Origin of the sequence: Actinomycetospora sp. CA-101289 (genome assembly GCF_050955895.1) — a bacterium.
Taxonomy (GTDB): domain Bacteria; phylum Actinomycetota; class Actinomycetes; order Mycobacteriales; family Pseudonocardiaceae; genus Actinomycetospora.
Genome location: NZ_CP192093.1, coordinates 4,485,039 through 4,508,394, shown reverse-complemented (window position 1 = coordinate 4,508,394; position 23,356 = coordinate 4,485,039). Strand labels below are relative to the sequence as shown.

General features: G+C 71.8%; 21 protein-coding genes. 7 read left to right on the top strand and 14 right to left on the bottom strand.

The genetic code is table 11. From position 1 onward, the window contains the following. Positions 1 to 8 precede the first annotated feature (8 nt). The 9 genes from ACQPX6_RS22435 to ACQPX6_RS22395 form a co-directional block, all read right to left on the bottom strand. Positions 9 to 371, bottom strand: coding sequence for a hypothetical protein (locus tag ACQPX6_RS22435; protein WP_433782617.1), 363 nt, complete (start codon positions 369 to 371; stop codon positions 9 to 11). 72 nt (positions 372 to 443) lie between these two features. Next, positions 444 to 683, bottom strand: a complete 240-nt coding sequence (locus ACQPX6_RS22430; protein WP_433782616.1) for a hypothetical protein — start codon at positions 681 to 683, stop codon at positions 444 to 446. Positions 684 to 903: 220 nt separating this feature from the next. Next, on the bottom strand, positions 904 to 1,374 hold the full coding sequence (locus ACQPX6_RS22425; RefSeq protein ID WP_433782615.1) for a DUF1707 SHOCT-like domain-containing protein: 471 nt from the start codon (positions 1,372 to 1,374) through the stop codon (positions 904 to 906). A gap of 21 nt (positions 1,375 to 1,395) precedes the next feature. After that, positions 1,396 to 2,829: a HAMP domain-containing sensor histidine kinase gene (locus ACQPX6_RS22420; RefSeq protein ID WP_433782614.1), complete on the bottom strand. Its 1,434-nt coding sequence runs from the start codon at positions 2,827 to 2,829 to the stop codon at positions 1,396 to 1,398. Beyond that, positions 2,826 to 3,521: a response regulator transcription factor gene (locus ACQPX6_RS22415; RefSeq protein WP_433782613.1), complete on the bottom strand. Its 696-nt coding sequence runs from the start codon at positions 3,519 to 3,521 to the stop codon at positions 2,826 to 2,828. The genes ACQPX6_RS22420 and ACQPX6_RS22415 overlap by 4 nt, the downstream gene beginning before the upstream one ends. A gap of 37 nt (positions 3,522 to 3,558) precedes the next feature. Then, on the bottom strand, positions 3,559 to 6,132 hold the full coding sequence (locus ACQPX6_RS22410) for an HAD-IC family P-type ATPase (protein ID WP_433782612.1): 2,574 nt from the start codon (positions 6,130 to 6,132) through the stop codon (positions 3,559 to 3,561). Positions 6,133 to 6,254: 122 nt separating this feature from the next. Next, positions 6,255 to 7,574 carry a HupE/UreJ family protein gene (locus tag ACQPX6_RS22405; RefSeq protein ID WP_433782611.1) on the bottom strand — a complete coding sequence of 440 codons (1,320 nt, stop codon included), beginning with the start codon at positions 7,572 to 7,574 and terminating at the stop codon, positions 6,255 to 6,257. A gap of 66 nt (positions 7,575 to 7,640) precedes the next feature. Then, entirely contained in the window at positions 7,641 to 8,732 is a 1,092-nt protein-coding gene (locus ACQPX6_RS22400; protein WP_433782610.1) for a DUF3500 domain-containing protein, read from the bottom strand. A gap of 490 nt (positions 8,733 to 9,222) precedes the next feature. Then, positions 9,223 to 10,245, bottom strand: a complete 1,023-nt coding sequence (locus ACQPX6_RS22395) for a hypothetical protein (protein WP_433782609.1) — start codon at positions 10,243 to 10,245, stop codon at positions 9,223 to 9,225. On the opposite strand from ACQPX6_RS22395, the gene ACQPX6_RS22390 reads away from it, so the two are divergent. Further along, the gene (locus ACQPX6_RS22390) at positions 10,210 to 10,578 is read left to right on the top strand and encodes a hypothetical protein (RefSeq protein WP_433782608.1); all 369 of its coding nucleotides are present in this window, start codon (positions 10,210 to 10,212) and stop codon (positions 10,576 to 10,578) included. The two genes, ACQPX6_RS22395 and ACQPX6_RS22390, sit on opposite strands and share 36 nt — an antisense overlap. A 62-nt stretch (positions 10,579 to 10,640) precedes the next feature. Here ACQPX6_RS22390 and ACQPX6_RS22385 read toward each other — a convergent pair whose 3' ends face one another. Further along, a complete protein-coding gene (locus tag ACQPX6_RS22385) occupies positions 10,641 to 11,252 on the bottom strand; it encodes an HdeD family acid-resistance protein (RefSeq protein WP_433782607.1) in 612 nt (203 codons plus the stop codon). Between the two features lie 195 nt (positions 11,253 to 11,447). Continuing rightward, positions 11,448 to 11,978, bottom strand: a complete 531-nt coding sequence (locus ACQPX6_RS22380) for a potassium channel family protein (protein WP_433782606.1) — start codon at positions 11,976 to 11,978, stop codon at positions 11,448 to 11,450. 410 nt (positions 11,979 to 12,388) lie between these two features. Here ACQPX6_RS22380 and ACQPX6_RS22375 point away from each other — a divergent pair, with 410 nt between their 5' ends. Beyond that, the gene (locus tag ACQPX6_RS22375) at positions 12,389 to 14,722 is read left to right on the top strand and encodes an arylsulfatase (RefSeq protein ID WP_433782605.1); all 2,334 of its coding nucleotides are present in this window, start codon (positions 12,389 to 12,391) and stop codon (positions 14,720 to 14,722) included. A gap of 90 nt (positions 14,723 to 14,812) precedes the next feature. Here the strand turns inward: ACQPX6_RS22375 and ACQPX6_RS22370 are convergent, their stop codons facing one another. Further along, positions 14,813 to 15,289 (bottom strand): DUF7144 family membrane protein, encoded by a 477-nt coding sequence (locus ACQPX6_RS22370; RefSeq protein ID WP_433782604.1) that lies wholly within the window; start codon positions 15,287 to 15,289, stop codon positions 14,813 to 14,815. A 176-nt stretch (positions 15,290 to 15,465) separates the two neighbouring features. Beyond that, on the bottom strand, positions 15,466 to 15,591 hold the full coding sequence (locus ACQPX6_RS22365) for a hypothetical protein (RefSeq protein ID WP_433782603.1): 126 nt from the start codon (positions 15,589 to 15,591) through the stop codon (positions 15,466 to 15,468). A gap of 177 nt (positions 15,592 to 15,768) precedes the next feature. On the opposite strand from ACQPX6_RS22365, the gene ACQPX6_RS22360 reads away from it, so the two are divergent. After that, complete coding sequence (locus ACQPX6_RS22360; protein ID WP_433782602.1) at positions 15,769 to 16,512, top strand: YhjD/YihY/BrkB family envelope integrity protein; 744 nt, start codon at positions 15,769 to 15,771, stop codon at positions 16,510 to 16,512. 29 nt (positions 16,513 to 16,541) lie between these two features. On the opposite strand, the gene ACQPX6_RS22355 is transcribed toward ACQPX6_RS22360, so the two are convergent. Continuing rightward, positions 16,542 to 18,908, bottom strand: coding sequence for an arylsulfatase (locus ACQPX6_RS22355; RefSeq protein WP_433782601.1), 2,367 nt, complete (start codon positions 18,906 to 18,908; stop codon positions 16,542 to 16,544). A gap of 508 nt (positions 18,909 to 19,416) precedes the next feature. Between ACQPX6_RS22355 and ACQPX6_RS22350 the strand changes: the two genes are divergently transcribed. From ACQPX6_RS22350 to ACQPX6_RS22335, 4 genes are all read left to right on the top strand, one after another. After that, positions 19,417 to 20,262, top strand: coding sequence for an alpha/beta hydrolase (locus ACQPX6_RS22350; protein ID WP_433782600.1), 846 nt, complete (start codon positions 19,417 to 19,419; stop codon positions 20,260 to 20,262). A 103-nt stretch (positions 20,263 to 20,365) separates the two neighbouring features. Next, positions 20,366 to 21,352, top strand: a complete 987-nt coding sequence (locus ACQPX6_RS22345) for an alpha/beta hydrolase (RefSeq protein ID WP_433782599.1) — start codon at positions 20,366 to 20,368, stop codon at positions 21,350 to 21,352. A gap of 70 nt (positions 21,353 to 21,422) precedes the next feature. Next, complete coding sequence (locus tag ACQPX6_RS22340; protein WP_433782598.1) at positions 21,423 to 22,499, top strand: helix-turn-helix domain-containing protein; 1,077 nt, start codon at positions 21,423 to 21,425, stop codon at positions 22,497 to 22,499. 74 nt (positions 22,500 to 22,573) lie between these two features. Beyond that, the gene (locus ACQPX6_RS22335; RefSeq protein ID WP_433782597.1) at positions 22,574 to 23,173 is read left to right on the top strand and encodes a hypothetical protein; all 600 of its coding nucleotides are present in this window, start codon (positions 22,574 to 22,576) and stop codon (positions 23,171 to 23,173) included. The last annotated feature ends 183 nt before the right edge of the window (positions 23,174 to 23,356 follow it).

Here is a 23,356-nt window from a genome sequence, read left to right as displayed (position 1 = left end):
GGCCGGTCTCACCGGCCGGCCCGCCGCGGTCCGCCGCCGCCACCGCCACCGCCACGAGGCCCGTGGTGACCCCGCTCGCGATCACGAGGCGCGTCGAGGTCGGGGTCGACGTCCCGCGGGCGGTCAACGGTGTCGATCGTGCCGGTCTCGAGCGCTCCGGAGGGCCCGCTGGGAGCGACGACGGGCGCGGCCGGCGCGGCCACCGGCGAGACCGCCGCTCCCTGCAGCCCGACGCCGACGCCGACGGCGGTGGCGAGGAGGAACGCTGCAGCGGTGGTGCCGCGTCGGAACCGCTGCCAGGTCGACCGAGCGCCGGATGCGGCTTGGCCCGGGCGCTCGGGGGCGGGCGGCGGGGGAGCGGGGGAGCTCATGGGGACCTCTCGGGTCGGGCACACGCGGAACGCCGTCCGGGCACGACCCGGACGATCCGCGGCACGGGACGATCAGGTGTTCTGTCCGCCGGCGGGCACGCCGGGCGCGACGCCTGCCGGGCCGGGTACGGCTCCGTCGGCGTCGGACCCGTGGCCGTGGCCGTGGCGGTGACCGTCGCGGCCGCCGCCCACCCCGCCGACGGCGCCGGCATCGCGGACGACGCCCGGCCCGCCGTCGGCGACCGCGTGTCCGGCAGCGAAGGCGCCGGCCCCGCCGAGCGCGAGGGCCACGGCGGCGGCGACGGTGACCACCACTCGCCGCCGTGGCCGACGGCCGCCAGACGTGGAGCCCGCCGCGGTGGGCGCCTCGGCTCGGTTCGACGAGGGCTCGTCGTCGTGGTGACGGGTCGACGGGTCGGGGTCGGCGGTCGCTGCGGTGTCGTCGTCGGTGGGTTCCCAGCGTGAGCCGCTGGCGGAGGAGCGGGAGTCCATTGCTCTGCCTCTCGGTGTTCTCGGATGGGGTGGTGGGTGCTCAGGCCAGGACGGCGCCGAGGAGCGCGCAGGCGGCGAGCCAGGCGACGACGCCGACCGCGAGCAGCGCGATCCGCCGGCGCTGGGCCGGGGTCGGCGCGGCGGCGGCATCGGCCTCACCGAGCAGCAGGAGCCGCAGACGCCAGATGAGCCCGGTCGCGAGCGTGGCCCACGTCGGGGCGGCCGAGGGCCCGACTGCGGTGGTCGCGCTCAGCGGCAGGTCGGCCAGGAGGGGCGGCAGCTCGTCGCGGTCGCGGGCGGCGTAGGCCGCGGTGATGCGGGTCTCGACCTCGCCGAGGTCGAGACGTCCCTCGCCGAGCGCCTGGTGCAGGCGCGCGACGGCGGCCTCGCGCTCGGCGTCGGAAGCCCGAACGGACTGCGAGCCGTCCGGCACGGCCGCGGACGGGGCCGGCGGGGTGGCGGACGGGGACGTCGAGGGTGTCGCGGCGCGGTTTTCGTCGGTGGTGGACATCGGACTCCCGAGGCCGGTCGGTCAGGTGTCTCCCACCGTGATCGACCGGGGTGAAGCCTCGTCGTGATCCGATTCGGAGGACGGTAAGAGCCGCTCGGGTCCGACGCCGAAGCCCACGGCGGCACCGCCGCCGGACGGCGTCGAGGCGAACACGGTGCCGCCGTGGCTCTCGGCGACGTCGCGGACGATCGCCAGTCCCAGCCCGGAGCCCGGCAGCCCGCGCGCGGCGTCCGAGCGGTAGAAGCGGTCGAAGACGCGGACGGCGTCGGCGGCGTCGATGCCGGGCCCCCGATCGGTGACCGTGATCGTCCCCTGCCGGACGCGCACCCCGATCGGCTCGTCGCCGTCGCCGTCGAACTTCACCGCGTTCTCGAGCAGGTTGCCGGCGGCGCGCTCCAGCGCTGCCGGCCGGCCACGGACCACCGAGCCGTCGGTGTCGATGTGCACGGCCCGACCCGTGCGCCGCTGCACCCGCTGCGCCGCACGCTGGGCCACAGCGCCGAGGTCCACCGCCTCCTCGGGCTCCTCGCCGCGGCGATCGAGGGCGAGTTCCACCAGCTCGTCGACCAGGCGGGAGAGCTCGCGGGTCTCGCCCTGGACGTCGTCGAGGAGGCGCTCGCGGGCCTCGGGGGAGAGCTCGGCGACCCGGCGGAGCACCGAGGCGTTGGTGCGCAGACTCGTCAGCGGCGTCCGCAGTTCGTGAGCGGCGTCCTGGACGAGCCGCTCCTGCGCCTCCCGCGACGCGGCGAGCCGCCGGACCATCGTGTTGAAGGACGCCGAGAGGCGTCCGACCTCGTCGCGTCCCTCCACCGGGACCTCGTGCTCGAGGCCGCCGCGCACGCTGACCTCCTCGGCCGCGCCGGCGAGCCGCACCAACCGCCGGGTGATGCGCCGCGCGAGCAGCCAGCCCGCGCCCGCGGCGGCGATCAGCACGATCAGGCTCACCCACGCGATGTCGATCGCGGTCCCCGTCAGCACGCGGCTGCTCTCGTCGACGTCCACGGCCACCTGCAGAGCGCCGCGCCCGCCGCCGAGCGCCGTGGTCCGCACGCGGTACGCGTCGCGACCCAGATCGATCTCGGTCGTCGCGGTCCCGCCCGCGGTGGTCGCCGTGGCGAGGGCGCGGTCCGTCGCGTTGACCGGCAGCGCCAGCCGTCGTCCGCCGATCGCGGAAGGGGCGCCGTTCGGGGCGACGGCCTGCGCGACCAGGGGATCACCATCACCACGCCTGCCGCGGCCTCGGCCCTCGTCGGGACCGTCGCCGGGATCGCCCTCGGATGTCGCCAGGACGCCGGTCTCCCCGGCGGCCACCGCCGCGCTGACCGAGGCCAGGGTCCGGTCGACCTCGTCGGTGATCCGGTCCGAGGCCGCGCGATAGCTCAGCACCCCGACGAGCAGGGCGACGACGGCCGCGACGACGGCGAAGGCGAGCGCGAGGCGCGAGCGCAGACTCACGGCCGACGCACCGTGTAGCCGACGCCGCGGACGGTGTGGACCAACGAGGGTGCGCCGGCCGCGGCGAGCTTGCGTCGCAGATAGCCGATGTAGACGGCGAGGTTCTTCGAGTCGGCGCCGAAGTCGTAGCCCCAGATGCGTTGGTAGACCGTCGAGTGGTCGAGCACGATCCCCTCGTTGCGCACCAGGAGCTCCAGCAGGTCGAACTCCGTCTTGGAGAGCAGGAGCTCCTCGTCCGCCCACCACGCGCGCCGGGCTGCGGGGTCGACCAGCAGCGACCCCACCCGCAGGGCGGTGCCTGATTCCTGCCCGTCGCCGCCGCCGAAGGAGGCTCTGCGCAGCAGCGCCCGCAGCCGGGCGAGCAGCTCGTCGAGCTCGAACGGCTTGGCGAGGTAGTCGTCGGCGCCCGCGTCCAGGCCGGCGACCCGGTCCGGCGTCTCCACCCGCGCGGTCAACATCAGCACAGGAGTGTGGTCGCCCTCCGCCCGGAGCACGCGACAGACGGCGAGACCGTCCACCCCCGGCATCATGACGTCGATGACGAGCGCATCGAAGGCGTCGCGCCGCGCTCGGGTCAAGGTCTCGATGCCGTCGACCACGGGAACGACGTGGTAGCCCTCCAGCTCGAGGGCTCGCACGAGAGACTCGCGGATCGCTCGGTCGTCATCGGCGACCAGCACGCGTTGCGGCACTCCACCATGGTGCGCGGTCACCCCTGGGGCGCCCCCATCACGCCTCCACACCTGCGGCCGTTCGCACTCGGTCTCCGGGTGCCTCACTGCCTCGGAGCCCGAGCACGCGCTCGAGCACCCGGTAGCGCAGCGCGAGGCTGAGGGTGACGAACCAGAGGACGATGGCCACGCCCGGGACCTCGACGACCGGGGGGTCGGGGGCGGTGAGCCCGAAGTAGGTGCGGGTGACCGGGACGATGAGGACCACCACGAACGCCGCGAACAGCGCGAGGGCCATCCACAGGGGCCGTCGGTCGGACGTCACTGCGGTCCACGACGCGAAGATCCGGTGGGGCGGTTGCAGGAGCAGGATGAGGACGAACGAGGCCGTCGACACGAACACCGAGAGCCCGGACTGGGCGCCGAGGGTGGCCGATGCCTCGACGAAGTTCGCATCGACGCCGTAGGTGAGCCCGGTGTACTGCTCGAACAGGGCGATCGCCTGCGGGAAGGGCGTGCCGGTGAAGCCGCCTCTGATCTGCTCGTAGAGGTAGGCGTAAACGGCCGTGCCGAAGCCGGCGGTGAGGATGCTGACCGGGATGACGAAGCGGGCGAGGGAGACCAGGAGGTCTTCCTCAGGCGGGGCCGGTCGGGCCCACAGGGTGAGGAAGAAGGTGGGCAGGCCGACGGTGAACAGGGTCAGGCCCACCTGGGTCGGCGTGTAGGGAAAGCCGAGCCCGAGCAGGGTGACGGTGAGGATGACCAGCATCTGGGTCACCACCCGGGCCAGGAACAGGTACATCGAGGAGCCGACGCCGGAGATGATCCGCCGTCCCTCGGTGCGCGCCGGGGGCAGCGCGGCGAAGGAGTCGTCGAGCAGGACGATGTCGGCGACGTCGCGGGTCACCGAGCTGCCCGAGCGCATGGCCACACCGACCTGGGCGCGCTTCAAGGCGCGGGCGTCGTTGACGCCGTCGCCGACCATGGCGACGTGGTGGCCGCGCCGGCGCAGCGAGTCGACGATCTGTTCCTTCTGCTCGGGTGCGATCCGGCCGAACACCGAGTGGGTGTCCACGGCCTCGTCGAAGGTGTCGGTGGGTGCGCCGACAGGAGCGAGTCGCGCCAGGTCGGGGCCGGCGATCGCGGGTCCGCCCAATCCGGCGCGGCGGGCGAGGGCGGCCACGGTGCCCGGGTCGTCGCCGGAGATCACCTTGAGGGCGACACCCTCGGCGGCCAGCTCGGCGACGACGTCGGTGACGCCGTCACGCAGCTCGTCGGCCAGCGCGACGAGGGCGACCGCGTGCAGACGGGGGAGTGCGGGCCGGTCCTCGGCGTCGCGGAGGCCGCCGGTCCCGCGCGCCAGTAGCAGCACCCGGAGGCCCTGGTCGGTCAGCGCGCGGACTGCGGCGTCGCTGATCACGGCGGGGTCGTCGAGGGCGGGACGCAGGGTGGCCGGAGCGCCGAGCACCAGTGCCGTGCCGCCGCTGTCCCGACCGCCGAGCACGATCCCGCTCCAGCGCAGCGCGGAGCGGAAAGCGACCTCGTCGACGACCTCGACGGGCTCGCCGGGCAGGTCCCCATCGGCGGCGAGCGCGGCGGTGGTGGCGTTGGTGGCCGCGACCGAGCGGGCGAAGGTCCCCAGTAGCCCTCGGGCCTCGGCGTCGTCGCCGTCCATCGCCTGCACGTCGGTGAGGGTGAGCCGGCCGCTGGTCAGCGTGCCGGTCTTGTCGGTGCAGACGACGTCGACGTGGCTGACGGCTTCGACGGCGTTGGTCTGCTGCACCAGTGCGCCGCGTCCGGCGATGCGGGCGGCGCCGCCGGCGTAGGCGACGGCGATGAGGAAGAACAGTCCGTAGGGAACCAGTCCCGAGAGCACCGCCGAGGTCTGCACGAACCGCAGCACCGTGGATCCCTCGAGCAAGGCCTGGGCCAGGATCGCGCCGCTCATCAGCAGGACCAGGAGGATGAGCAGGCGCACCACCAGGTCGATCCGCCACTGCAGCGGGGTCTGCGTGGTGGTGTCGGCGCGGGCGGCGAGCGTGAGGCGGCCGGCGTTGCTGTCGGCGCCGACGCCCTCGGCGCGCTGCAGACCCTCGCCGCTCGAGCACGAGCTGCCCGAGAACAGCAGGTCGCCGACGGCCTTGGGGATCGGGACGGACTCGCCGGTGAGCAGGGACTCGTCGACCTCCAGCCCGGCGCCGCTCCCGGTGACCGCGACGACGGGCCCGTCAACGACGATCTGCTCGCCCGCCCGGACCCGCAACACGTCGCCGACCACGATCTCGGCCGGTGGTACCTCCCGCTCGGCGCCGTCGCGCAGCACAGTCACCGGCTCGCGGGCGAGCAGCTGGAGGCGGTCGAGCTGACGGCGGGCCCGCAGCTCCTGCACCGCCGACAGCGCCGCGTTGATGATGCCGAGCCCGACGCTGACCAGCGCGTCGCTGTAACGGCCGAGCGCCAGCAGCGCGAGTCCGATGACGAACAGGGTGTTGTTGTAGAACGAGAACACCGTCGTCCGCAGGATGCGGGCGGTGGTGCGTGTGGACCCCGAGACCGGCGTGTTCGCGTGACCCGCCCGGGCCTGCTCGCGCGCCTCGTTCTCGGTCAGTCCCACCACGGTCGTGGCGGTCATCCACACGTCCCCTCGTCGATGTGTCCGATGACGCCCGGTCTGTCCGCCTGCGTCCCGGTTCGTCGATCGTCCCCGATCACCTGTCCTCGAGGTGACGGGCTGCCTCGGTCAGCTCTCGTCGATCACCGAGCCCGAAGCGCCGCCCGCGACGGGCTCACCCCGTCGGCGCTGCTCGGGTCCGTCGGCCTGTCGGGCGTCCCCGTCGGGGTGCGCCGGCGCTGGGTGACGAGGACGGCGGCGGCGGCCGCCGCGAGGACGGTGGGCAGCGCCCAGGGGTGGGCCACCAGGCCGTCGGACACGCCCTCGAAGGGGTCGGTGTCAAGCAACGTCGTGCGCTGGGCCAGCCACCCGGCAGCCAGGACGATGCCGAGCCCGGCCAGCGTGGTGCGGACGACCGGGTAGGCGCGGCTGCGGCTGAGCACGATCAGGGACGGCATGAGCAGGGCGACCACGATGAGCTGGGTGAGCTCGATGCCGAGGTTGAAACCGAGGAGCTCGGTGACCAGCGAGCTGCGGCCGAGGCCGAGCTCGCCGAGCAGCGCGGCGAAGGCCAGCCCGTGCATCAGGCCGAAGCCGGCCGCGATCCAGACCTCGCCGCCGCGCACGATCGGCCGGATCGCGTGCACGCCGGAGACCAGGATCGACACGGCGATCAGGCTCTCGACCACTGCCGTGGGCACGCTGATGTAGCCGAGGGCGGCCAGCGCGAGGGTGATCGAGTGCCCGACGGCGAAGGCCGTCACCACGTGGACGGTGCGCCGGACCTGGCGGCCCAGGTCGTCGGCGCGCACCCACCGGCCCCGTCGGGCGAGCAGCGGGGCAGGGAGCAGCAGCATCAGCAGGAACAGCAGGTGGTCCGCGCCCTCGGCGATGTGGTGCACACCGAGCCCGACCGCGGCGACGAAGCCCTGCCACAGCGACGCCTGGACCGGGACGTCGAGGGTCTGGGACCGCCAGTCGAGGACCCCGACCGCGGTGTACTCGTCGTCGGTCCCGGCCGGTCGGGCGGAGACGAGGATGCGGTGGGAGACGAGCCGGTGGACGATCCCGTCGTAGCGCACCGTCAGGTCCGCCCCGGGGTTCGGCGGGGTGAAGACCGCGTCGACCAGGAGGTGGTCGACGCCGTCGACGGATCCAAGTCTGCTGTTGCCTACCGACACCGACCACGGCGTGTTGGTGGGCGCGTCGGTGGCCGTGAGGTGGGCGCCGACGTACGTGCGGAGCTCGTCGAGCTTCGCGGGCTGCGCGGCGACGGTTGGGGTCAGGCCAGGTTGGCCCAGGGCGATGGCCAGCCGGTCGAGGGGGAGCTGGACCTGACCGGTGACCCGGTCGGGCCCGAGGTCGAGCAGGACCGCGGTGGTGCTCAGCGGGTGCGCCGAGGCGCTGGCAGGGACCAGCACCAGCGCAACGCCGGCCATCAGGCAGGCCGCGAGGAGGGTCACCGCGCGGGTCGCCCGGGACAGGGGCGACCCGCGACGGGGAGACCGCGGGACGGCGTGGCGCACGGGTCAGCTCGGCTTGGTGCTGCCGTAGTCGTTGGTCTTGTCCCGGTAGACCGAGTGGTAGTGGATGTCGGGGGTGCTCATGCTGCGGGTGTTGATGAACTCGATCCACACGCTGGGGCCGTCGATGCGGATGTAGCTGCTCTCGTCGGTCGGGCCGGTGGCGTTCGACCACCCGATGCGGGTCTGGTCGAGCTCGGAGCGGTACTTGTCCACGAGCCTCGTGGCGGCTTCTGAGTTGAGGTCGCCGGCGTAGGCCTGGATCGCCGCCATCACGGCCTGCTTCTGGGTGTCGTCGAGCTGGGAGACCGGGAGCCCCTCGGGGGCGGGGAAGTTGCCCGAGTCCTGGCCCGGGCCCATGAGCAGGTCGTCAAAGGTCCCCGAGGTGAACTGGGCGCCGGTGCGCTGCTCGGGCGTGAGTCCGGCCATGAGGCCGAACATGGCCGTCGCTTCGGCCCTGACGGGCTCCACGGTCTCGCCGTTGACAACGAACGACGTCGGTTCGGTGCCGACGAACTGGGGTGTCTGGCTGACCCTGTCACCGTTATAGGTGAGGTTGCGGGCCAGGTGGTGCCCGCCGAACTGGAGCATGAACGGCTGCGTGGTCGAGGGGGTGCCGTAGACGGCGATGTAGTAGTCCTTCAGCGCCCCGAACCCGTCCGCGCCCTGGCCGCCGAGGCTCGCCAGGTAGTCGTCGGAGCGCTGGATGTTCGTGTCCTGCTGGGCCCCGTCGGCGCTCTGGGCGACCCGCAGGGCCGCGTAGGCGGCGTTGAGCTGGTCGGGGGTCAGGTCGGCGAGCACGATGCCCATGCGCGGCACGGCGGTCGCCGGGAAGTTCGACCAGGTCTGCCGTGCCTGGTTCTCGGTGAACCCGTACTCGACCCGGTCGCGCTTCGCGGGGTCCAGCGTTGCCAGGAACGCGTTGACCGCGGTGGCCACCTCTGCCGTGTTCGCCCCACCCGGGCTCGCACCGTTGGTGTTCAGGTTGACCGCGGTGACCTGCTGCCCGCCCGGCCCCCCGCCCGACCCGGAGCTGCAGCCGGCGAGCAGGACGACGGACGCCATCGCCGTCGTCGCCATCAAGACCTTCGTGCGCATGCGGGCAGCTCCTCCAGCGGTGTCGGGTGCGACGGGACGCAGCTCAGTCCCATCCGGCGGCCGTGATCCTGGACGGTCCACCTGCAGCGAACCTGAAGACCGCGCCCGCCTTGGATCGTCGAGATGGGGTGCGGCTGTGCCCGATTGCGGCGCTCTTCATGCTCAACGCTCCGAGCGAGACTCCGTCCGCTCGGCCGCCTCAGCCACAACGTGACCGACGCGTTGACAAGCCGAATGCCGCGAGCGGGCGGCCCTGCGCCTCGTGCTTCGCGCCGCTCAGGTCGTGGGCGAGGCAGACGGGCAGGTGCGGTGGACGCGTCGTCGGGGAACCGTCACGTGGTCTGTCAGTCGCTGCCCGTCTGCGATCTCCAGCAGCATGATCGGCTGGAGTAAGCGTGCCCGGATCGATCTGGAGTCACGTGTGGCTCGGAGATGGTCGGCGTGCTGGTAGATCTCCTCCGGGCTCTCGGGCGGCAGTCGCGCCCCTCCGCTACTCCGGGGAGCCCGACCCACTCCTCGCCGATGGGGAAGCCATCCGGTTCACCGGCCCGACGGCGGCGGCGGTCGCCGAGGCCTGCTCGGCTTCCCGGGCGAGCGCTCGTGCTTCGGCGTTGGAGCTGTAGTCGGCGAGCTCCCTCATCAGGGCGCGACGGATTTTCGGCTGTTGGGACAGGGCGACCGCGAAGATGGTCAGCAGGATCCACATGCCGATGCTGCTGAGCACGATGAGGATCGCCGGGAGGACCACACTGCCCATCCGCTGGGCCAGTTCCTGGGCCGCGAACACCCGCAGGAGCAGCATGATGTTGACCAGGTAGCCGACCAGGTAGGCGACGGTGAAGGCGACGAGGAACGGCTTGAGGGTGCCGGACCTCCTGCGGTTCCTGATCGGCTCGTCGCGGATCGGCACGACCACTGACAGGATGTTGCCCACGCCCAGCCACAGGACGATCAAGCAGATCATCAGCGCGCAGGCCTTGAAGAACGCTCCGAGGTCTCCGGCCCGCCAGGCGAGCAGGCCGCTGAGCAGGAAGCCGATCGGGGTGACCAGGCAGAAGAGGGCGAGGTTCTTGACCACGAGGAGGTGCCAGAGCCGGGCGCCGCTGTCGAGGGCGGCGCGGACCCGCATGGCGTCGAAGCTCATCGCGTTGAGGCAGACCGAGCCGCCGATGACGAACGAGATCGCCAACAGGCCGAGGTAGGGCAGGTACGGCTGGCCCCGGTCCCACTGGAAGACGCGGATGAAGCCGAGGTAGCCCAGGCCCAGGGCCAGCCCGACGGCGAGGCTCGTGAGGATCGAGCGGGGCTTGCGCGCCAGCATGTAGCGGATCTCGCCGCCCAGCCCGTGGGCCAAAGCCGGCCCGTGGCGGGCGACCGCGTTGCGGCCCTGCAGGGGGACGTGGCCGTCGACCGCGGCCGCTTCCGGCTCCGCCTCGCCCGCATCGAGACGGGCGAGGCGCGCGTCGAGGACCGCCAGATGAGCCTCCAACAGGGCCAGCCGCGCGACCGTCACCGCGGCCACGGCGTCGGCTTCGGCGTGCGCAGCTTCGTCGTGACCCACCCGCACCGGCGCCGCGCCGCCGACAGCCGGTGCCGGCGCCACGGGATCGCTGAGGAGAAGGGCGTCCCGGAGCCGGGCCCACCGGCCGGTGAGTGCCGCACCCGTGCTCGCTCGCCGTTCCGCGTCTCGCTGCTCATCGATCGCGTGCCGGACCTTGCGCTGCAGGACCTCGACGTCGGACCGTTCCTTCCACTTCGACGCGAGCGCAGCCCGTTCCGCCGCCCCGGCGCGTTCGACGAGCTCGGTCAGATCGTCAACGGCGGACATCGCGGCTCCAGCTGCTAGCGGGTGGGCCCGTCACAGCCGCCCGACTTCTCGGCGAACCCGCTGGGCTCAGCTCGCTCGAGTCAAGGCGCTCCGACGAGCACCCACATCACCCGGGCGAGATGACTACTCGCGGCCCGCTCAGCGAGCGCTGCGTCGCATGGCCATCGCCAGGCCGAGTGCGGCGCCGCCGCGCAGGATGAGGCCGAGCGAGATGAACAGGGCGAGCACTCCGACGGCCGTTCCGGGCGAGAACAGCAGGACCAGCGCCGGATCAGGCTGATGATCCTCATCGCGATGTTCCAGCCCCGGTGCTCCCGCGTCGAGGCCGCAGCGACGAGGTCGTTCACACCCGCGACGGCGAACCACAGGATGAGGCCCCAGACCAGCACCAGCACACCGGTGCCGGGCACGAACAGGACCAGGACGCCGGCGACGAGGGCGAGCACGCCGAACGCGACGAGCCATCCACGACCGGTCGCTCCCGTTCCGCCGCGGATCGCGGCGGTGATCTCGACGATGCCCTGGACGACGAGGCCGATCCCGAGGAAGACGGCCGCCGCCAGGATCGTGACACCGGGGAAGAACAGGGCCAGGACGCCGATGAGGATGCCGATGACTCCGGAGGCGGCGACCCATCCCCACTGCGGGGACGTCCTCGGGGCGAGTCCTCCGGGCGTGGTCCGAGCCGACATGGGTGCTCCTTGGACAACTCGTCCTGACCGTGCCCCAGCACCACGAGTCGAACGGCCGGGGCCGACGTCATCCGGAGCGGGTGACAAGGCGTCCCTCCCGTCCTTCACCGCAGAACTCGTCGCGGTCACCGGCGCCCGCCGGCGGCTCTGCCGCCTGAGCGATTCAGGCAGCATTGACGCGTCCCGGCGCGGCACTCACGTCGGTCGTGATTCGTTGAGGCGCGCTCGGCCGCGGCTCACGGCGTCGACCACCGCCTGCAGCACGAACCCGAGCACGAGCAGGTCGGCGATCATCTGGATGGTCACCACGACCCGAGCTGGATCCGAGACGGGCGAGATGTCGCCGAACCCCACGGTGGCGAACACGGTCACGCTGAAGTACACCGCGTCGGTCCGCGACATCTCCTCGCTGAAGGACGCCGGTTGCGCTTGGGACATCAGGGTGTAGGCCGCTGCGAACAGCAGCAGGAACAAGGGGATGACCACCGCGAGGGTCTCGATCGCCCGCAACGCCGGGTACGGGGACCGGGCGATCCCCCGGAGCTGCCAGGCGACCAGTAGGCCCAGCGCCACGAGGCCGACGGCGAGACGGATGACCGTGCCGAGGTCGACCGAAGTGCGCAGGGGCAGCACGTAGTACAGGACCACGATCAGAACGGCGACGACCAGCGCTCGCGTCAGGACCAGCACGAGCCGCACGCGTGACGGTGCATCGGGTGCGGTCATCGCGAGCCAGCCCGGTGAGGGGCGGGAGGCTCGATCGATCGCCGCTGCGGGGTCGCGGCGAGACCTGCGGGCATCATCGGGTCAGCTCCTCCTGCGTCGTGACGACGTCGAGCACGCAGACAAGACGAAGCCGATATCGGGAAGGGACGTGCAGGCCGTCGGCGTGACTCACGCCCCCAGCGCTGTGGTCACGATCCGACGGTGCGACCACCCACGGCTGGGCACATCGCCCACGCAGGGTGATCACCCTTTCCGGGTTCAGTCCCTGGTCCGGGAACGTGTTTGTTCACCCGCGTGGGATGACGTTCTGGGGGTGGACCCGGGCGACGGTCCACGAGGGTCGGGTCGACGACCCGCCCGGGACCCAGGGAGACGTGACGATGAGCTCGCCAGACCGCCATGCGCGTGCGATGTTGCCCATTCCCGACCGCCCGGCGCCGGGCCTCACGACCTACGACGCGAAGGATCCGGACACGACGTTCCCGCCCATCGAGCCGCTGCTCCCGCCCAGGGGTGCGCCGAACGTGCTGGTGGTGCTGCTCGACGACGTCGGTTTCGGGGCCTCCAGCGCCTTCGGCGGGCCGTGCCGCACCCCGACCGCGGAGCGGCTCGCCGCCGGCGGACTGCGGTACAACCGATTCCACACGACCGCGCTGTGCGCGCCGACGCGCCAGGCGCTGCTGACCGGTCGGAATCACCACTCGGTGGGGATGGGCAGCATCACCGAGACCGCGACGTCGTCCCCGGGCTACTGCTCGCTGCGCCCGAACACGAAGGCGCCGCTGCCGATGACCCTGAAGCTCAACGGCTACTCGACTGCCCAATTCGGGAAGTGTCACGAGGTCCCGGTCTGGCAGACGTCCCCCATGGGGCCGTTCGACGCCTGGCCCACGGGCGGTGGCGGCTTCGAGACGTTCTACGGGTTCATCGGCGGCGAGAACAACCAGTGGGAACCTGCGCTGTACGAGGGGACGACCCCGGTGGAGCCGCCGGCGACGGCGGAGGAGGGCTACCACCTCACCGAGGACCTCGCGGACCGGGCGAATGCCTGGATGCGCCAGCAGAAGGCGCTCATGCCGGATCGGCCATTCTTCGTCTACTTCGCGCCGGGCGCGACCCACGCGCCCCACCACGTGCCGAAGGAGTGGGCCGATCGGTACGCCGGGGAGTTCGACGACGGTTGGGACGCCGCGCGCGAGCGCACCTTCACCCGCCAGAAGGAGGCCGGCCTCGTTCCCGCCGACGCGGACCTCCCGGCGCGCCACGACGAGATCTCGTCCTGGGACGACATGCCCGACGACCTCAAGCCCGTCCTCGCCCGTCAGATGGAGGTCTACGCCGGGTTCCTGGAGCACACCGACCACCAGGTCGGCCGCCTCGTCGATACCCTCGACGAGCTGGGGATCACCGACGACACGCTGATCTACTACATCATCGGCGACAACGGCGCGTCCGCCGAGGGCACCATGAACGGCGCCTTCAACGAGATGGCCAACTTCAACGGGATGGCCGCGCTCGAGACGACCGAGTTCTTGCGCTCGAAGCTCGATGAGCTCGGCGGGCCGGAGTCCTACAACCACTACTCGGTGGGCTGGGCGTGGGCGATGTGCGCGCCGTTCCAGTGGACCAAGCAGGTGGCCTCGCACTGGGGTGGCACCCGCAACGGGACCATCGTGCAGTGGCCCCGGGGGATCGGCGGGCACGGCGGGCTGCGCTCCCAGTTCACCCACGTCATCGACCTCGCCCCCACCGTGCTCGAGGCGGCCGGACTGCCCGAGCCGACGATGGTCAACGGCGTCCAGCAGTCCCCGATGGAGGGGACGAGCATGCTCTACAGCTTCGACGACGCCGCCGCGCCGGAGCGCCATGACCTGCAGTACTTCGAGATGTTCGGCAACCGCGGTATCTACCACCGGGGGTGGAGCGCGGTGACCAAGCACCGCACCCCGTGGATCATGATGGGCGGTCGGGTGCCTCCGTTCGACGAGGACGTGTGGGAGCTCTACGACGGCGGAAGCGACTACAGCCAGGCCCACGACCTCGCCGAGGAGAAGCCAGAGATCCTCGCCGGGCTCCAGCGCCTGTGGCTCATCGAGGCCACCAAGTACGGCGTGCTGCCGCTCGACGACCGCACGAGCGAGCGCATCGAGCCGTCCATGGCAGGGCGGCCCACCCTCGTGCAGGGCCGATCACAGCTGTTCTTCCCAGGCATGGGCCGGCTTTCCGAGAACAGCGTGGTCAGCATCAAGAACAAGTCGTTCACGGTGACCGCCGAGCTCGAGGTGCCCGCTCGCGGTGCTGCGGGCGTCGTGATCGCGCAGGGCGGACGGTTCGGGGGCTGGGCGCTCTACGCCACGGAGGGGTGCGCCGCGTTCTGCTACAACGTGCTCGGCATCCAGCACTTCACGACTCTCGCCGACGTCCCGCTCCCCGAGGGCCGCCACCAACTGCGGATGGAGTTCGCCTACGACGGCGGCGGCCTCGCCAAGGGCGGGGACGTGACCCTCTACCACGACGGCACGCGGGTCGGCTCCGGCCGGGTCGACGTCACGCAGCCCGCCATCTTCTCGGCGGACGAGACCACCGACGTCGGCTACGAGAGCGGCACCCCGGTGAGTCCCGACTACACGGCCGCCACGAGCCGGTTCACGGGCCGCCTCCACTGGGTGCAGCTCGACCTCGGCGACGACGACCACTACCTCGACCCGGACGAGAGGCTCCGCATCGCCATCGCTCGTCAGTAGCTCGCCCGGAGCGACGTCTCGACGCCGCTCGGGAGCGGGGAAGGCCCCGCCCGGCACCAACAGCCGGGCGGGGCCTCCACCATCACCGGGTCACGCTCGCGCGCCTCGCACGTCCGCATCGCTCGTCACCACGAGGGCGTAGAGGACGAGCACGTCCAGCGCGATCACGATGATCGACCAGATCGGGTACGCCGACAGGAACGCCATCTGGACGACCATGTTGATCGCGACCAGGCCGATCCCGACTCCGCGAGCCCAGGGCGGTGCGCTGCCGAGCAAGCTCAGTCCGGTGGCCAGGACGAGGACACCGAGCAGGAGGTGGATCCAGCCCCACCCCGTGAAGTCCACGGCCAGCACCGTCTGGTTCACGGCGACGAAGTACGTCGGCGAGAAGAGGGCGACGAAGCCCTCGAGCACCGCGAAGGCGCCGATGACGGTCATCACCACGCCGCCGAAGCGGAGCCAACCCGTACCGCCCGACGAGGACGCCGTCCTCGGCCGCCCGTCGTTCGTGCGCTGATGGGGTACCGCTGCGCCTTCCCTCAGCGGGACCTGCTGCTCGGTCATCGTTCCTCCTCGACGCCTCCCCGGATCCTTCCGAGGTGGACACCGTGCGCGCCCCGCGCGGCGCCACCCTCATCCACGCCAGGTGATCGGCCGCCCGCCGACCGGCGGATCGATCGCGCGGGAGCGGGATGCGGGGCGAAGCTGCTCGAAACAGGCGTGCGGGGCGCGTCCTTGAGTCACCCGTCGGGGGCGATCTTCAGCAGGTCCCGGCCGCCTAGCGTGCAGGTCATGGCGACGCCGAGACCGACGAGCACACCGGGGACGTCGTGGTTCACCGGGATGTGGGCCGCGCTCGCCGCCATGCTTCCCGTCGGCGCCCTGATCGGTCTCCTCCTCGGTCGCCGGGCACGGATCTGAGCCCGGCAGGCCCGCAGCCCGCCCGCGGGAGCCTCCGCCGAGGCGTTGCCGGCTGCGTCGCCGGGGTCGGGCACCTCCTCGAGCGGCACCGGGAGGACCTGCCCCTGCGCGTGTTCCGGCGCATGATCGCCATCCACGGCTACGACCGGGCGCTGGCGCTGTCGGCCCAGGCGTTCGTGGGACTGGTCCCGGCGGTCGTGGTCGTGTCCACCCTCGCTCCCCCCGGTGCCCTGCGGACCGGCGAGGCGGCGCTGAACACCGGTCTGGGGCTGCCCGCGGACGCGCCGGCCACGTGGGCGATGCCCGTCGAGCAGTCGTCGGCCGGTCCGACGTCCGCCGTCGTCGGCTCCGTGCTGCTCGTGGTGTCGTTGCTGGGCTTCACCCGGGCACTGCAGAGGACCTACCTCGCGGCGTGGCGCCTCCCCTCCACCGGCCTGAGCGGTGTGGGCCAGGGGCTGCTCGCCGCGGCGGCGCTCATCAGCGGTTTCGCCGGCGTGATCCTCCTGGCGGCGGTCCTGCCCCGGACCGGCGCCCACCCCGTCGTCGAGCTGGGAGTCCACGCGGGCACGGCGACCCTGCTGTGGTGGCCGGTCCAACGGCTCCTGCTCGGAACCCGCGTCCCGTGGCGGGCCCTGCTGCCCGGGGCCGTCCTGACCGGCGTCGGTCAGGCCGTGGTCGTCGTCGTGTCGCGCCGCTTGCTGCCCGTGGCGATGACACGGGAGGCCGCGAAGTACGGCCTGCTGGGCGTCGCGGTCGTCCTGGTGTCGTGGCTCGTCGTCCTCGGCCTGCTCCTCGTGCTCTCGGCCCTCCTGAGTGCCGAGCTGGCTCTCGACGAGAGCCGGGACCCCGCCGGCGCCGACGACTGAGCACGGAGCCGACGGGGTCGACCAGGCCTCTACTGGATGCCGACGGCGACCCGGTAGCGCTCTTCCGGGGTGATGAGGTGGTCGGCGTCGTGGGCGTCGTCCCCGATGCTGAGGTGGACGCGGTGAACCCGACCACTGAACCTGCCAGCGTCGAAGGTGTAGTCGTCGCTGACGGGGGTGGCGCAGTCGCGGCCGACGTCGGTGGTCTCGTCCCCGGAGAAGATCATCGGCTGGGTGGCGTCGACGCGGCCGCGGCCGACCGGGTCGCCGTCGACGTAGAGGGTGACGGAGCCGCCCTTCGCGAGTCCGCCGCCGTCGTAGTCGAACTCCATGCGCACCTGGTGGTCTCCGGCCGGGACCTCGGTGTCGGCGTGGATCTTGTGCTGCTGCACGCCGTAGAGGTTGTAGCAGAAGGCCGGCCGATGCTCGTGGAGGTAGAGCGACCAGCCGCCGAAGCGGCCTCCCTGCGCCACGATGACGCCGTTCGCTCCGGCGTCGGGCACCGAGACGTCGGCGGTGACGGCGAAGGACTTGTTCTTGAGGTTGATGACGCTGTTCTCCGAGAGGCGGCCCATGCCGCCGAACAGGACCTGGGTGTTGCCGGTGATGAGCTGGGGGCGACCGGCGAGGTCGGAGTTGAACCTCTCGAACTTGCGGTCGTCCAGCGGGAGCACGTTGTACTTGGCGGCCTCGATGAGGAACAGCCGCTGCAGGTGACGCAACCGCTCGGGATGGTCGGCGGCCACGTCGCGGGACTGCGTCCAGTCGTCGGGCGCGTAGAGCTCCCAGACGTCGTCGTCCAGGGCCGGCAGGGCTTCGCCGGACAGCCACGGTGTCGAGTGGCGGGTGACGGCGGTCCAGCCCTGGTGGTAGATGCCCCGGTTCACGAAGATCTCGAAGTACTGCGTGGTGTGGCGTTCGGCGGCGGACGGGTCGTCGAAGGCGTAGAGCATGCTGACGCCCTCGAGGGGCGCCTGCTGGATCCCGTGCACGGCTGTCGGGGCCGGCAGGTGTGCGGCCTCGAGGACGGTCGGCGCCACGTCGATGACGTGGGCGAACTGCCTGCGCATCTCGCCCTGGGCGCTGATGCCGGCCGGCCAGTGCACGATCGTGCCGTTGCGTGTTCCGCCCCAGTGCGAGGCGACCTGCTTGGTCCACTGGTACGGGGAGTTCATGGCGTGGGCCCAGCCGACGGCGTAGTGGTTGTTCGCCGCCGGGGTCCCGAACTCGTGGATCCGGCTGGTCAGGAACTCCACGGTCTCCAGCGCACTCGCGCCGTTCAGGGTGATCGCCTCGTTGAACGTCCCGGTCAGCGTGCCCTCGGCCGACGCCCCGTTGTCCCCGATGATGACGTAGACCAGCGTGTCGTCCAGGACGCCGAGCTCGGCCAGGGCGTCGACGAGCCGCCCCACGTGGTGGTCGGTGTGCTCGAGGAAGCCGGCGTAGACCTCCATCTCCCGGGCCAGGACGGGCTTGAGGTCATCGGGCATCTGGTCCCAGGCCGGGATCTCGGCCGGCCTCGCGGTCAGCTCCGCGTCGCCCGGGATGATGCCGAGGGCGCGTTGCCGGGCGACGGTCTCGTCGCGCAACGCGTCCCAGCCCGCGTCGAACCGACCGGCGTAGCGGTCCGACCACTCCGCGGGTACGTGATGGGGCGCGTGCGTGGCGCCCGGCGCGAAGTAGGTGAAGAACGGCTTGTCCGGCGTCAGCGCCTTCTGCTGCGAGATCCACTCGATCGCCCGGTCCGTCATGTCCTCGGTGAAGTGGTAGCCCTCCTCCGGCGTCCGGTCCGGCTCGACCGGGACGGTGTCGCGGTAGATCGCGGGGGCGTACTGGTTGGTCTCGGCGCCGATGAAGCCGTAGAAGTGCTCGAAACCGCCGCCTCCGGTCGGCCACGCGTCGAAGGGGCCGAGGGGACTGGTCTCCCACACCGGTACCTCGTGGCACTTGCCGAACTGGGCCGTCGAGTAGCCGTTGAGCTTCAGGACCTCCGCCAACGGCGCCTTGTCCTTGGGCCGCACCGAGCTGTAACCGGGAGCAGACGTGGCGATCTCCGTGATGCCACCCATCCCCACCGAGTGGTGGTTGCGACCGGTCAGCAGAGCCTGCCGGGTCGGCGAGCACAGTGCCGTGGTGTGGAACCGGGTGTAGCGCAGCCCTCCCCGCGCGAGACGGTCGAAGTTCGGGGTGTCGATCGGTCCACCGAACGTCGACGACGACCCGAACCCGGCGTCGTCGAGCAGCACCACCAGGACGTTCGGAGCCCCCTTCGGCGGACGCAGCGGCGTGATCGGCGGGAACGACGTGTCCGGGTCCTTCGCGTCGTAGGTCGTCACCCCGACGTGCTGGGCGTCGGGGATCGGCAACAGCTGCCGGCCCCTCGTGTCGTCGCTCATCCAGCAGCTCCTCGCCTCGCGGGTGGACCCGTCGGCGCCGAGCGCGCCAGCCACAAGCTTGTGATCAACGCCGTCTCGGTGGGACCACCCGCGCAGGGTGAGGCGTGCGGCCCCGGCGGCGGCTGCGGGTCAAGCTCGAGTGCTCGGGCTTGACGGTTCGCCCGCTCCGAGGCTGCTGACCGGCATTATTGACCGGCGCACGTCGTCGACTCGGCCACGGATCGTCACCCACCGTGCCAGGCGACGATCTGCTCCGCGTTGGTGCGCAGCGGGTCGCGGGATGTCGTGGTCGCTCGGCGCGTCCGGTACCGACGTCGACCGGAGCGCTCGCTGAGAGGGGCGGCCGCATGACGACGTGTGGCGTCCTCAGCGGATGGCGGTCAGCGCGCTCAACATGCCGGGTGGTCGGGACTCCGCGCGGGCGGCCAAGACCTCTGCACGCTGATCCATCCCTCCCGGGAACGGAACCAATCACGCTGGGCCCACCGACGAGCACGGGGAGGCCCGGATGGACACGGAGCTGATGGAGCACGACCGTGCATTGGTGGAGAAGGCCAACGCCACGGGGCGGCGGCCGGTGGTGTTCGTTCACGGGCTGTGGTTGCTGCCCTCGAGCTGGGACCGGTGGCTGGCGGTGTTCCGCGACGCCGGGTACGCGCCGATCGCCCCGGGCTGGCCTGGCGATCCCGAGACAGTGACCGAGGCCAACGAGCATCCCGAGGTGCTCGCGGACAAGAGCATCGGCGAGGTCGTCGAGCACTACACGGCGCTGATCGAGATGCTCGACCACCCGCCGGCGGTGATCGGGCACTCCTTCGGCGGGCTGTTCGTCCAGATCCTCGCCGGCAAGGGCCTCTCCGCCGCCACGGTCGCCATCGATCCCGCGCCCTTCCGCGGCGTGCTCCCCCTGCCGATCTCGGCGCTGCGCTCGGGCAGCCCCATCCTCGGGCACCCGACGAGCCGCCACCGTGCGGTGCCGCTGACCTACGACCAGTTCCGCTACGCCTTCGCCAACGCTGTCGACGAGGACGAGGCGAAGGCGCTCCACGAGGAGTTTGCCGTACCCGCCCCCGGCCTGCCGCTGTGGCAGTCCGCGGCGTCGAACCTCAACCCGCGCACCGAGGCCGCCGTCGACGTCGACAACCCCGACCGTGGTCCGTTGCTGATCATCTCCGGGGAGAAGGACCACACGATCCCGTGGGCACTCGCGCATGCGGCGTACCAACAGTACGCGGAGAACCCCGCCACCACCGAGATCGCCGAGATGCCCGACCGAGGCCACTCGCTGACCATCGACCACGGCTGGCCTGAGGTCGCCGAGACCGCCCTGACCTTCGTCCAGCGGTTCGTTTGAGCGACCTCACTGAATTGCTTCACCCGGGCCCTCCAACAGTGCGCCGCCCGTGACGCGTCATCACCCGCCTTCGCTCGAAGCAGCCCGTCGACCTGGAGTCACCATGAGCACGCCCCATCGGGTCCTCCCGCCGGTTCCCGTCCTCGAGCCCGCTGCCCTGGCGTTCACTGAGGCCACCGCCGAGCCCCCGTTCCTGTTCGAACTGCCACCCGCTGACGGCCGCGCCGCCGTCGACGACGTGCAGTCGGGCGAGATCGCCAAGCCCGACGTCGACGACGAGTGGCTCACCCTCGAGGGAGGCCCCACCGGCAGCGTGGCGGTCCGTATCGTGCGCCCGGCCGCGGCGAGCGGTGTGCTCCCGGTGGTCCTCTACGTCCACGGCGCCGGCTGGGTCTTCGGCGACGCCGCGACCCACGACCGTCTGGTCCGCGAGCTCGCCGTCGGCGCCCGAGCCGCGGTGGTGTTCCCCGAGTACGACCGCTCGCCGGAAGCCCGCTACCCGACCGCCCTCGAGCAGGCCTACACCGCGGCTCGATGGGTGATGACCGACGGCGCCGCGAAAGGCTTGGACGCCGAGCGCATCGCCGTGGCCGGCGACTCCGTCGGCGGCAACATGGCCACCGCGCTGGCGCTGCTCGCCAAGCAGCGCGGCGACGTCTCCTTGGTCGGCCAGCTGCTCTTCTACCCGGTCACCGACGCCGCCTTCGACACCGGCTCCTACGAGCAGTTCGCCACCGGCTACTTCCTGCAGCGCGAGGGCATGCGCTGGTTCTGGGACCAGTACACGACCGACGCCGACCAGCGCGCCGAGATCACCGCCTCGCCGCTGCGGGCGAGCACCGAGCAGGTCACCGGGCTGCCCGAGACGCTGGTCATCACCGCCGAGGCCGACGTCCTGCGCGACGAGGGCGAGGCCTACGCCGCCAAGCTGCGCGCCGCCGGGGTGCCCGTCACCGCCACGCGCTACCTCGGCGTCATCCACGACTTCGTCATGCTGAATGCCCTGCGCGAGACCCACGGCGCCGAGGGCGCGATCACCCAGGCCACGGGCTTCCTCACCCGCGTCCTGCGCACGGGCAGCAGCGCGTGACAGGACGCCCCGCGAGTCGTCGACATCGGTTCGGTGCGGAGCTTGATCCCGGCGGTTTCGACTACGTACCGTGAGTCGCCCCGCCCGCGGCCGAATCCTCGATCCTGTGCGTGCCTCGAATGGTCCATCGCCGATGACTCTGCTGCTGAACACCGCTGCGGTTCCCGCCGTCGAGCGTGACGACGCGACCCGCGCCGTCATCGAACACATGAGCGTGCCGACCGACGTGTCGTTGCTGGGGCCGGACGGGGCCGACACCCGCATGGACGTCTGGCAGCTCGGTCCTGTCAGCGCTCTGCGCAACGACGGTCGGGCGGTGCGGCTACGGCGCACCGCCCGCCACGTGCGCCAGGAAGCCCCCGAGGTCCTGTCACTCATCGTCCAGCTGCGGGGACGATCCGTGCATCGACAGGGCGGCCGTGACCAGGTGACAACAGCGGGCGACTTGGTGGTGGCGGACCTGACGGGGACCTACGAGTCGGACACGGGCCTTGCGTCGCTCGCGACCTACATCGCGTACCGGGACCTGGGTGTCGGCGTCGACCTGGGGCGGCGAGCGATGCACCGGCTGCGGACCAGCCCGATGTACGACCTCGTGCGCCACCACCTCGTCCAGGTCGACCGATGCGCCGAGACCACCGCCGAGGGGACGGCCGCCACCGCGGTGGCCGAGTCGACCGTCGAGCTGGTCCGCGGGTTGCTGGTCTCCGCCGCCGAGGACCGGACCGCGCGGGGCGTCCTGCACGAGACCCTCGCCACCCGGATCGAGGCCTACATCAGGCAGCACCTCGCGGACAGCCACCTGTCCCCGGAACTCATCGCACGGACCCACCACATCTCGGTGCGAACGCTCTACAACGTCTGGTCCACCCGGGGAACGAGCGTCATGGAGTGGGTCATGCACGAACGCCTCGAAGGCGCGCGCCGCGAGTTGGAGGCGACCGGGCCGAGCGCTGCGACCACGGTGGCCGCCACGGCCCGGCGTTGGGGCTTCCCCGACCCCACGCACTTCAGCCGGCGGTTCCGAGCCGCCTACGGCATGCCCCCGGCGCAGTGGCGCCGAGCTGGGGGAGCGGCCGCCGTCCATCCCGTGCTGAACCTGCACGATTCGTCGCGATCAGCCGGGCGCGGGACCGGACCGCTCTAGCATCGTGTCCGGCCACCACCGTGAGCCTGGTGGGCCGCCGGGAGGGGGCAATGATGCGGTGGGACACCTCTCACGTGGCCGCCGACGAGCGGGTCGACGCGATCGCCGGCCTGATCGGCGAGCTCGACCTCCATTGCACGCTGCACCACGAGCGCGTCGACACCTCCGTGCACGCTCGGCTCGAGGCGGAAGCACTCGGTGCCGTCTCGGCTTTCACCTATGCGGGCTCCGGGCTGCGCATGGTCCAGAGTAGGCGGCAGGCCAGGTCCGCACCGGAGGTCGTCGCCGTCGCCGTGCAGGGGCGCCGACCCGGCGTGCTCCTCCAGCACCAGCGGCAACGAATGCTCCAGCCCGGAGAGCTGTTCCTGATCGATCACACCTCGGCCTACGACTACCAGTGGCACGGGGACGGCGGCGCCACGTCGCTCGGTATCCCGCTGGACGCCCTCGGGCTGCCGGTGGAGCTCGTCCGTCGCGCCGGACACCAGCTGGCGGCGAGCCCGTTACGAGACCTCGTGACGGATCACGTACAGCGGGTCAACGCCGACGTGACTCGACTCGGATCCGATGCGGGTTCGCCGGCCCTCGGCCGAGCGACCCTCGAGCTCGTTCGTGCCCTGGTGCTCACGGCCGCCTCGACCCGCTCGACGGACGAGAACGCCGATGCGCCGTAGCGGACGCCGATCCTGACTGAGGTCCGAGGCGCACTGAGGGAGCCCCCGCCTCAGCTCTCACCACGGGTTCGACGTGGCGGTACGGCGCAGGGAACGAGGTCTCGTGCCCTCCGCGTTGGGGAAACGCGGCAGACACCGACGAGCGGGCCCGCGCGCGGTCGTTGGCGGCGCTGAAACGATCTC

Coding starts and splice junctions, on each gene's coding strand:
- ACQPX6_RS22345 (WP_433782599.1), top strand. CDS start 20,366: ATGAGCACGCCCCATCGGGTCCTCCCGCCGGTTCCCGTCCTCGAGCCC.
- ACQPX6_RS22385 (WP_433782607.1), bottom strand. CDS start 11,252: ATGTCGGCTCGGACCACGCCCGGAGGACTCGCCCCGAGGACGTCCCCG.
- ACQPX6_RS22375 (WP_433782605.1), top strand. CDS start 12,389: ATGTTGCCCATTCCCGACCGCCCGGCGCCGGGCCTCACGACCTACGAC.
- ACQPX6_RS22410 (WP_433782612.1), bottom strand. CDS start 6,132: ATGACCGCCACGACCGTGGTGGGACTGACCGAGAACGAGGCGCGCGAG.
- ACQPX6_RS22400 (WP_433782610.1), bottom strand. CDS start 8,732: ATGCGCACGAAGGTCTTGATGGCGACGACGGCGATGGCGTCCGTCGTC.
- ACQPX6_RS22360 (WP_433782602.1), top strand. CDS start 15,769: ATGATCGCCATCCACGGCTACGACCGGGCGCTGGCGCTGTCGGCCCAG.
- ACQPX6_RS22365 (WP_433782603.1), bottom strand. CDS start 15,591: ATGGCGGCGAGCGCGGCCCACATCCCGGTGAACCACGACGTCCCCGGT.
- ACQPX6_RS22425 (WP_433782615.1), bottom strand. CDS start 1,374: ATGTCCACCACCGACGAAAACCGCGCCGCGACACCCTCGACGTCCCCG.
- ACQPX6_RS22435 (WP_433782617.1), bottom strand. CDS start 371: ATGAGCTCCCCCGCTCCCCCGCCGCCCGCCCCCGAGCGCCCGGGCCAA.
- ACQPX6_RS22380 (WP_433782606.1), bottom strand. CDS start 11,978: ATGACCGCACCCGATGCACCGTCACGCGTGCGGCTCGTGCTGGTCCTG.
- ACQPX6_RS22355 (WP_433782601.1), bottom strand. CDS start 18,908: ATGAGCGACGACACGAGGGGCCGGCAGCTGTTGCCGATCCCCGACGCC.
- ACQPX6_RS22390 (WP_433782608.1), top strand. CDS start 10,210: ATGAGCCTCCAACAGGGCCAGCCGCGCGACCGTCACCGCGGCCACGGC.
- ACQPX6_RS22370 (WP_433782604.1), bottom strand. CDS start 15,289: ATGACCGAGCAGCAGGTCCCGCTGAGGGAAGGCGCAGCGGTACCCCAT.
- ACQPX6_RS22350 (WP_433782600.1), top strand. CDS start 19,417: ATGGACACGGAGCTGATGGAGCACGACCGTGCATTGGTGGAGAAGGCC.